This is a genomic window from Arthrobacter sp. Br18 (assembly GCF_000520555.1).
Taxonomy (GTDB): Bacteria; Actinomycetota; Actinomycetes; order Actinomycetales; family Micrococcaceae; genus Arthrobacter_D.
The window spans coordinates 24845-32485 of the sequence record NZ_KI914874.1 but is presented as its reverse complement, the minus strand read 5'-3'; the positions used below and the strand labels follow the sequence as shown (position 1 = coordinate 32485).

Annotated in this window: 9 protein-coding genes and 1 pseudogene; 7 read left to right on the top strand and 3 right to left on the bottom strand. The window is 66.4% G+C overall.

Annotation, left to right across the window (positions count from 1 at the left end; all coding sequences use genetic code 11):
* Both Y704_RS20995 and Y704_RS20990 read right to left on the bottom strand, forming a co-directional pair.
* A partial coding sequence (locus tag Y704_RS20995) for a transposase (RefSeq protein ID WP_343212844.1) occupies nt 1-443 on the bottom strand: 443 nt, incomplete at its 3' end.
* Between the two features lie 115 nt (nt 444-558).
* Nucleotides 559-1134, bottom strand: coding sequence for a helix-turn-helix domain-containing protein (locus Y704_RS20990; protein ID WP_051477002.1), 576 nt, complete (start codon nt 1132-1134; stop codon nt 559-561).
* Between the two features lie 114 nt (nt 1135-1248).
* Here Y704_RS20990 and Y704_RS20985 point away from each other — a divergent pair.
* A pseudogene (locus Y704_RS20985) lies at nt 1249-2199 on the top strand (M24 family metallopeptidase); the annotation flags it as partial.
* A 98-nt stretch (nt 2200-2297) separates the two neighbouring features.
* Nucleotides 2298-3134, top strand: a complete 837-nt coding sequence (locus Y704_RS20980) for an IclR family transcriptional regulator (RefSeq protein WP_051477001.1) — start codon at nt 2298-2300, stop codon at nt 3132-3134.
* A gap of 45 nt (nt 3135-3179) precedes the next feature.
* Here Y704_RS20980 and serC read toward each other — a convergent pair whose 3' ends face one another.
* Nucleotides 3180-4307: a phosphoserine transaminase gene (serC, locus tag Y704_RS0112255; RefSeq protein WP_026550334.1), complete on the bottom strand. Its 1128-nt coding sequence runs from the start codon at nt 4305-4307 to the stop codon at nt 3180-3182.
* A 238-nt stretch (nt 4308-4545) separates the two neighbouring features.
* Here serC and Y704_RS0112250 point away from each other — a divergent pair, with 238 nt between their 5' ends.
* The 5 genes from Y704_RS0112250 to Y704_RS20970 all read left to right on the top strand — a co-directional run.
* Nucleotides 4546-5250 (top strand): iron-dependent transcriptional repressor DtxR, encoded by a 705-nt coding sequence (locus tag Y704_RS0112250; protein ID WP_026550333.1) that lies wholly within the window; start codon nt 4546-4548, stop codon nt 5248-5250.
* Nucleotides 5251-5271: 21 nt separating this feature from the next.
* On the top strand, nt 5272-5691 hold the full coding sequence (locus Y704_RS20975; RefSeq protein ID WP_253904319.1) for a hypothetical protein: 420 nt from the start codon (nt 5272-5274) through the stop codon (nt 5689-5691).
* 3 nt (nt 5692-5694) lie between these two features.
* Entirely contained in the window at nt 5695-6513 is an 819-nt protein-coding gene (locus Y704_RS0112240) for a nitroreductase family protein (protein ID WP_026550332.1), read from the top strand.
* A gap of 131 nt (nt 6514-6644) precedes the next feature.
* Nucleotides 6645-7142, top strand: a complete 498-nt coding sequence (locus Y704_RS0112235; RefSeq protein ID WP_026550331.1) for an HNH endonuclease — start codon at nt 6645-6647, stop codon at nt 7140-7142.
* On the top strand, nt 7139-7641 hold a 503-nt coding region (locus Y704_RS20970), incomplete at its 3' end, for a molybdenum cofactor guanylyltransferase (RefSeq protein ID WP_035772622.1). The genes Y704_RS0112235 and Y704_RS20970, both read left to right, overlap by 4 nt.

The following is a 7641-nucleotide window of genomic DNA, read 5'->3' as shown; positions in this document are numbered from 1 at the left end:
TCGTCCCACCATCGGCAGACTGTTCGGAACAGCCGGGTAGTCTCTGGTTGTCCTGCGCTCTCTACCAGGTCCTTGAGGATGGCTTTGGCAGCGTCGGCTTCTGCGAGGGACCCCACGCCCAGGAGTGCGCGCAAAGCTTCTTTCACTCGCCACGCCGTCTCGAGCTTCCCGGTAGGATCATCGACGGCGAACACGACGTCCAGGCGGTTCCTGGCCCGATCGGAGAGCTTTTCCGCGCCTTTGAGCAGCAGCCGGCGGTTGGCCCACACCGGGTCCGCAGCCCGGCCACGCCTGCCTCTGGTTTCGTGGGTGAGACGCTGGCGGACCTCGGTCACCATGGAGTTGGCGAGCATGCTCAGATGAAAGGCATCCACGGACACCGCGGTGCGTGGCAGCCACATCCGCAACGCCTTCCGGAACGCCGCCGACGGATCGATGGCCACCACCTGGACACCGAGGCGCCATGCTTAGCCTCGATCCACCGATGATTTTCGGGTTGTGCGCGGCGTTTTAAACACGAAATGCCCGTCGTCTGGGAGAAAATATGGCTTACCACAGTCAAATTTTCATACCAGATGAGGACATCTCGTAGATGCAAGTTTCCCATAGAACGTCCGCGGCGTCAGTGTCCTTCGACGAACCGAACCCAGCATCACCGGGGACAGCGTGTCCACGTTCCGACAGCTCGAGGACAGCAGTGTTCAACGCCCGTTGGACCAGCCACCACGACACTCCAAACGCTGTCGCCGCTTCCGTCGCCGAACGCCCGGACCTGATCACCGCGTCGACCAGGGCGGTACGCAGACGCGCGGTCGAGCGGGAGAACGCAGGGACCTGCGGCGTTGCCTCCGCGAAGGTCTTCCGCGGGCATTCGGACTCGTCGCAGAAGAACCGGCGCTTGCGCCAGAGCACCTCGACCGGACCCGCGACCAGTACGTCCCGGACCCGTTGGAAACGACGGGAGTGCCTGCGGTGGCTGATCGTTCCACAGCCCCGGCAGCCCGCCTCCAAGACCGATTCGACCCGGATCCTGCGCTGACCGAAAGCCAGGACGTCCACCCCGATGACTCGGTAATCGGGCAGGTTGAAAATGATGGTGGCAGCGTCAGAGCGCGCCCCAGTAGGCTCGATCAAAGCTCGTGGTTCCTGTCAGTGATGAATGCGTCAAGAACATCCATCCCAGCAGGGCCACGAGCCCTTCAGTTCCTACGACACGAAACCCGCTTTCACCACGAACCACGGAGAGCCAGTTATGGGGAAAACATCGTCTACACGGACTGGCGCCGCGACAACTACATCCATGCCATTCAGGAGGCCCTGCGCCAGCGCGGCGTGACTGCGCGGTGCATCGGGGTCGAGGACGACTCGCTGCCACTGGACAACCGGAACAGGATCCAGGCGGCCTTCGACGGTGCCGCCCTGCTCGATGTCGCGCAGGATGCCATGCGGCAGCGCATGGTCAAGTCCACTGAGGAGATCGAGGTCATCAAGCATGGTGCCCGCATCGGTGACCTCGGCGGTGAGGCGATCAAGGCCGCCATCCGTGAAGGGATCTCGGAGTACGAGGTTGCCCTGATAGGGACGGAGGCGATGGTGCACGAGATAGCACGGACGTTCCCCGACTCCGAAATCCGGGACACCTGGGTGTGGTTCCAGCCCGGCATCAATACCGACGGGGCGCATAACTGGGCGACGACGCGCAAGCTTCAGCGCGGCGACATCCTGTCGCTGAACTGCTTCCCGATGACCAGCGGCTACTACACGGCGCTGGAGCGCACCCTGTTCCTGGGGGAGCCGGACGAGCGCAGCCTTGAGCTGTGGGACGTGAACGTGGAGGTCCACCGTCGCGGCCTGGAGCTGATCAAACCCGGTGCTGTCTGCAAGGACATCGCGGCCGAGCTCAACGAGATCTATGTGGATCGCGGGCTGCTCGCGAACCGCACGTTCGGCTATGGACACTCATTCGGCGTGCTCAGCCACTACTACGGCCGCGAGGCCGGACTGGAGCTGCGCGAAGACATCGACACCGTTCTGGAACCAGGCATGGTGGTGTCCATGGAGCCGATGATCACCGTGCTGGACGGGCAGCCCGGCGCAGGAGGCTACCGCGAGCACGATATTCTCGTGGTCAACGGTTCCGGCGCGGAGAACATCACCAAGTTCGGTTTCGGGCCGGAACACAACATCATCCCCTGCTAGCAGCGGGACCCCTGGGGGATCATCCCCAGGGGCGGGGCGGCAAGCTCGTGTTTTCTGGGTCTTGCCGCCCTGTCATCGCCATATCGAGGAGTAGCACCATGTCCAGCCAGCCGAACGACACGCGCGCCGAGCCCAAAAACGCCTCGGTCATCGTCAACGTGGTGCAGGTGCTGCGCTGTTTCACGACGGAGGAACCTCTGCTCGGCGTCACGGAGATCGCGGCGCGCGTGGGGCTGCACAAGTCCAGCGTTTCGCGCATACTGGCGACCCTCGAGCAGGAACGGATTGTCGAACGCGACGAGTCGTCCCGCAAATTCCGCCTGGGCATGGGATTGATCGCCATCGCCGGTCCGCTGCTGGCCAACCTGGATGTGCGAAGGGTCGCGTTCCCCATGCTGAAGGAGCTGGCCGAGTGCACCGGCGAAACGGCCGCCCTCAACATCTGGGACGGCTCGGAGTCAGTGTCCGTCGAGCAGATACCCAGCAACAAGCAGGTCAAGCACACCTCACCCATGGGCAGCCGCTATGCAACGGCACTGAGCGCGACGGTTCAGGTCTTCCTGGCGTCCGAGGAGGAAGCGTCGGTGCGCAGGCTGCTGTCCGCAGGAACCGTGGACATCGGCGGATCCAGGGCCGGATCCATCGACGACTACGTTGCGCGGCTGCGGGGGGTTTCCGATCGCGGCTATGCCAACAACTTCGGCGAAACCTCGCCGGAGGAAGTCGGCGTTGCAGCTCCGGTCCTCGACCACCGCGGTGCTGTTGTGGCAGCCGTTCTGATTGCGGCGCCCTTCTACCGCGTCCCGGAAGAACGCCTCGCCGACCTGGGCATTGCCTGCAGAGACGCCGCCGCGGAGATCAGCCGACGGCTCGGAGCGCAGCCGAAGGACCCGACAGAGATCACCTCCGTCCGTCTCACGGGTGCCGCCGGATAGCGGAAGACCCCGGCGCGTAGGAGACGACTTCGGCGCGGAAGGATGCTAGAGCTTCCCGATCACATAGTCGATGCATCTGAGGAGGGCGGAGACGTCCTCCGGCTCGATCGCCACGAAGGTGGCGATGCGCAGCTGGTTCCTGCCCAGCTTCCGGTAGGGCTCGACGTCGACGACGCCGTTGGCCCGGAGCACCTCGGCGACTCTGGCGGCGTCGACGGAGTCCGCGAAGTCGATGGTCGCGATGACGTTCGACCGGTCTTCGGGGCGCTGCACGAAGGGCGTCGCGACCGGCGAGGCCTCGGCCCAGGAGTAGATACGGCCGGCCGAATCAGCAGTCCGTGCGGTGGCGAAGGCGAGCCCGCCGCTTTCGTTGAGCCACTTCACCTGCGCATTGAGGGTGACCAGCGTGGAGAGCGACGGTGTGTTGTACGTCTGGTTCAGGCGAGAGTTGTCGATGGCGGTCTGCAGGTTCAGGAAGTCCGGAATCCAGCGGTCCGATCCGTTGAGCGAAGCGGCCCGGTCGAGCGCGGCAGGGGAAAACAGGCCGAGCCACAGACCGCCGTCGGAGGCGAAGTTCTTCTGCGGGGCGAAGTAGTACACGTCCGCCTGACTCACGTCGACGTCGAGCCCTCCTGCGGCGGAGGTGGCGTCGATCAGGGTGAGCGCGCCGTCGTCCGCGCCGTCGATCCGCCGCACCGGAGCGGCGACGCCGGTGGAAGTTTCGTTCTGGGGCCAGGCGTAGACGTCCACGCCCTGCTCGGCCCGTGCGGTGGGCCGGGTGCCGGGCTCGGAGGTGAGGATGCTCGAGTCCTCGAGGAAGGGCGCCCTGTTGGTGGCGGAAGCAAATTTCGACCCGAACTCCCCGAAGGAGAGGTGCTGGGCGCGCGACGTCACGAGACCGAAGGCCGCCACGTCCCAGAATGCTGTGGAGCCGCCTACCCCGAGGACCACCTCGTAGCCCTCGGGGGCCTTGAAGAACGCGGACAGTCCTTCGCGAACCTCTCCCACGAGGTTCCGGACCGGTGCCTGGCGGTGGGACGTGCCGAGGAGCGATTCTCCCGCCTCGGCAAGGGCGGTGAGCTGCTCGGGGCGGACCTTGGAGGGCCCTGCGCCGAAGCGGCCGTCCAGGGGGAGCAGGTCGGCAGGGATGCGGATATCGGCGTTGTCGGTCATCGTTTCATTCTGCCCCAGCGATGCAGCACCGCCCCATTTGTGACCCGGCTACCGCCCCTTCGGAAGACGGGACAGGGAAACATGACGGGAAACCCGACAGGGGACAGGAACAGGGGGAGCGACGACGGCGGGAGGGTCGGAGCGGATTGAAGGGGGCGCTGACCCATGGGTTAACCTTGGGAGGGTCGCTGGCCTTTCGTCCCGCACCCCACAGCACCGCATCAAGGAGTTGAACCGCATGACGGATCTCATCGATACAACCGAGATGTATCTGCGGACCATCCTCGAACTGGAGGAAGAAAGCATTGTCGCCCTGCGGGCCCGGATCGCGGAGCGGCTCCGCCACTCCGGACCCACTGTCTCGCAGACCATCGGGCGGATGGAGCGTGACGGACTCGTGGTCGTCTCAGGGGACCGGCACCTCGAACTCACTGAACTCGGACGGCGCCGGGCCACAGGGGTCATGAGGAAGCACCGCCTCGCGGAACGACTGCTGAGCGACGTCATCGGCCTTGACTGGGCCTACGTCCACGACGAGGCATGCCGCTGGGAGCACGTCATGAGCGAACGCGTGGAGCGACGCCTGTACGAACTGCTCGGCCAGCCCACCCAGTCCCCGTACGGCAACCCCATTCCGGGCCTCGAGGCGCTGGGCGGGGTGTCGACGGATTTCCTCACCGACGGCGTCGTGACCCTCCTGGCGGCGATGGAGACGTACAGCGCTGATTCGAGGGTCACCCTCCTGCGCCTGGCGGAGCCCATCCAGGTGGATCCCGAACTGCTCACCCAGCTGGACGAGGGAGGGCTGCGCCCCGGCGCGACCCTGAGCCTCGAGTCCGTGGGAGGGTACGTCTCAGTCCGGGTGCCAGGAGTTGAGGGCGCCCTCGAGCTGCCACCCGAGGTCGCAGCGCATGTTTTCGTCTCCGTGGGAACGAACGCCTAGGAAGGCGCATACGATCTAACCGTGGGACGGCAACGGAGGCAGGTATCGCGCGCGGCGCGGCGCACAGCGCTATGCGCGCCGTCAGAGTCGACGCGAAGCGCCGCCACGCGCACGACGACACGGACGGCGGTCAGCGCCGCCGCAACCGCCTACGCCGTGAACGTAGCCCTCGGCGCGGCCGTCCTGATCGGGGCGGTCGATACCTCGCGTGTCCGGTGGATACATCACCTGCTCTATATCGGGACCTGTTTCATCACCGGGACGGCCATCCTCGCCGCTGCGGCCGACCCTCGCGGAAGACGTGCCGGGGCCGCGCTTGCTCCGACGATCCTTCCGCTGGCGGTCATTCCGTTCGCAGGTACGACCGGCCGCCGTCACCCGCTGGTGGCGCTGGCGGCCGCACCCTTCTACGTGGCCGCCCTGCTGCGGGTCCGGAGGTAGCGCGTGGAGTTCCTCGACGTGATCCGGCGGCGCAAGACGACGAACGGGCCGTTCCTGCCCACCCCCGTCACCGAGGAGCACCAGCGGCTCCTCATGGAGGTGGCGGGCCGCGCCCCCTCGCAGCTCAACAGCCAGCCGTGGAGGTTCGTGGTCATCGAGGACCGCGCAACCATCCAGAGCGTGGCGGCCATCAGCGGCGGCAGCATGACGGCAGCAATGTCCAACGGCACCTTCTTCGAGCGGTACAAGCCCTATTTCCGCTTCAGTACCGAGGAAATGGCGACCCGGCGGGACGGCATGCTCTTCGACCGGTTGCCGCCCCAGCTCCGGCCCTTCACCAAGCACGTGTTCACGCGCCGTGGGCAGGTGATGATGAACGCTCTCCGCGTGCCGCAGAAGCTGGGTGAGGAGAACCGGTGGCTCGTTGCCGGCTCACCGCTGCTGCTCGGCGTCCTGCTGGACCGCTCGGAATACCGGCCTGGCGAGCTGTCCTCCTTCTACTCCGTGTTCAGCATGGGAGCGGCGATGGAGAACATCTGGCTGACCACCGTTGAGCTGGGCATGGGCATCCAGTTCATCTCCTTTCCGATGGAGGTGCCCGGCAGGTGGGAACAGATCGCCGGTCTCCTGGCGGTACCCGACGATCTTGAGCTGATGGCCGTCTACCGCCTGGGGTACCTCCCCGAGGAGCAGCGCCGCCCGGCCATCGACTGGTCGAGCTCCGAGCGCAAGCTGCCCTCGCAGTATGTGTTCCGCGAAACCTGTGCAACGCCGCAGCAGGGCTGGGACGACGGCGGGAGCCAGCGTCCCGCTAATGGCTGAGGCCGGCGGTCAGGGCGGCGATTCGCCTGACAGCGGCGGGCGGCTTACCCTAGCATTGTCAATTCGGAGAACTTCTCCTGAGCGCGGGACGGCAACCGGTTCTCGGGACGTAGTCGCAAAGAGGCCCGTGCATGCGCACTCTCGTTCTGAATGCAGGATACGAACCGCTGGCTGTCGTCACCTTCCGCCGGGCGCTGGTGCTTGTGCTGACGGGCAAGGCCAGCGTGGTGGCCGAGGACGATGACCCGGTGGTGGGTCCGAATGAAGTGCTGGGACGGCCGTCCGTGATCCTGCTCCACCGGTACGTCAAGATTCCCTACCGGCATGACGTCACTGCCACTCGACGGGGCGTGCTTCGGCGGGACAACCACCTGTGCGCCTACTGCGGCAAGACGGCCACCACGATCGACCATGTGTATCCGCGTTCGCGCGGCGGGTCCGATACCTGGGAGAACCTCGTGGCGTGCTGCCTGCGCTGCAACAACGCGAAGGGCGACAAGACCCTTGCGAGCCTCGGCTGGAACCTGCGGACCGTGCCGCTGCCGCCCCACGGGCCCCTGTGGCAGCTGAGGGAGCTTGAAAAGCCCGCACCGCAGTGGAGTGAGTTCCTGACCGAGTGGGCGGCGTGAAGGTTCCTCGGGGCGGGTTCGACGCCGTCGTCCTGGCCGGGGGCCGCTCCTCACGGCTGGGCGGCACCCCGAAGGCGAACCTCATCATCGGGGACCGGACGCTCCTCGAGATCACCTGCCTCGCGGTCGCCGAGGCAGCCCGGATCGTCATCGTCGGGCCGGACTCGGTGGTTCCCGTGGCGCTGCCCGAACTACTCCAGGCACACTCGTCCACGGGAGGGCCGGAGCTGCGCGTGGTGCGCGAGGACCCTCCCTTCGCCGGTCCCGCCGCTGCGCTTGCCGCAGCCCTGACCTACCCCGGTGCGCTCGATCCGCCCGGAAACTCCACCGCATGGCTGGCCGTGCTGTCCTGCGATATGCCACGCGCCGGGGAGCTCGTGGAGCTCCTGCTTGCCGCTGCCGACCGGGATCCATCGGTGTCGATGGCTGCCGTGGAGGGAGGCAGGAGCCAGCCCCTCGCGGCGCTGTACCGGCGGGACGCGCTCGAGACGGCGGTGGC

Excerpts from the sequence above, each read along its gene's own strand:
- Y704_RS20980 (WP_051477001.1), top strand. The coding sequence starts at position 2,298 with ATGTCCAGCCAGCCGAACGACACGCGCGCCGAGCCCAAAAACGCCTCG.
- serC (WP_026550334.1), bottom strand. The coding sequence starts at position 4,307 with ATGACCGACAACGCCGATATCCGCATCCCTGCCGACCTGCTCCCCCTG.
- Y704_RS0112250 (WP_026550333.1), top strand. The coding sequence starts at position 4,546 with ATGACGGATCTCATCGATACAACCGAGATGTATCTGCGGACCATCCTC.
- Y704_RS0112235 (WP_026550331.1), top strand. The coding sequence starts at position 6,645 with ATGCGCACTCTCGTTCTGAATGCAGGATACGAACCGCTGGCTGTCGTC.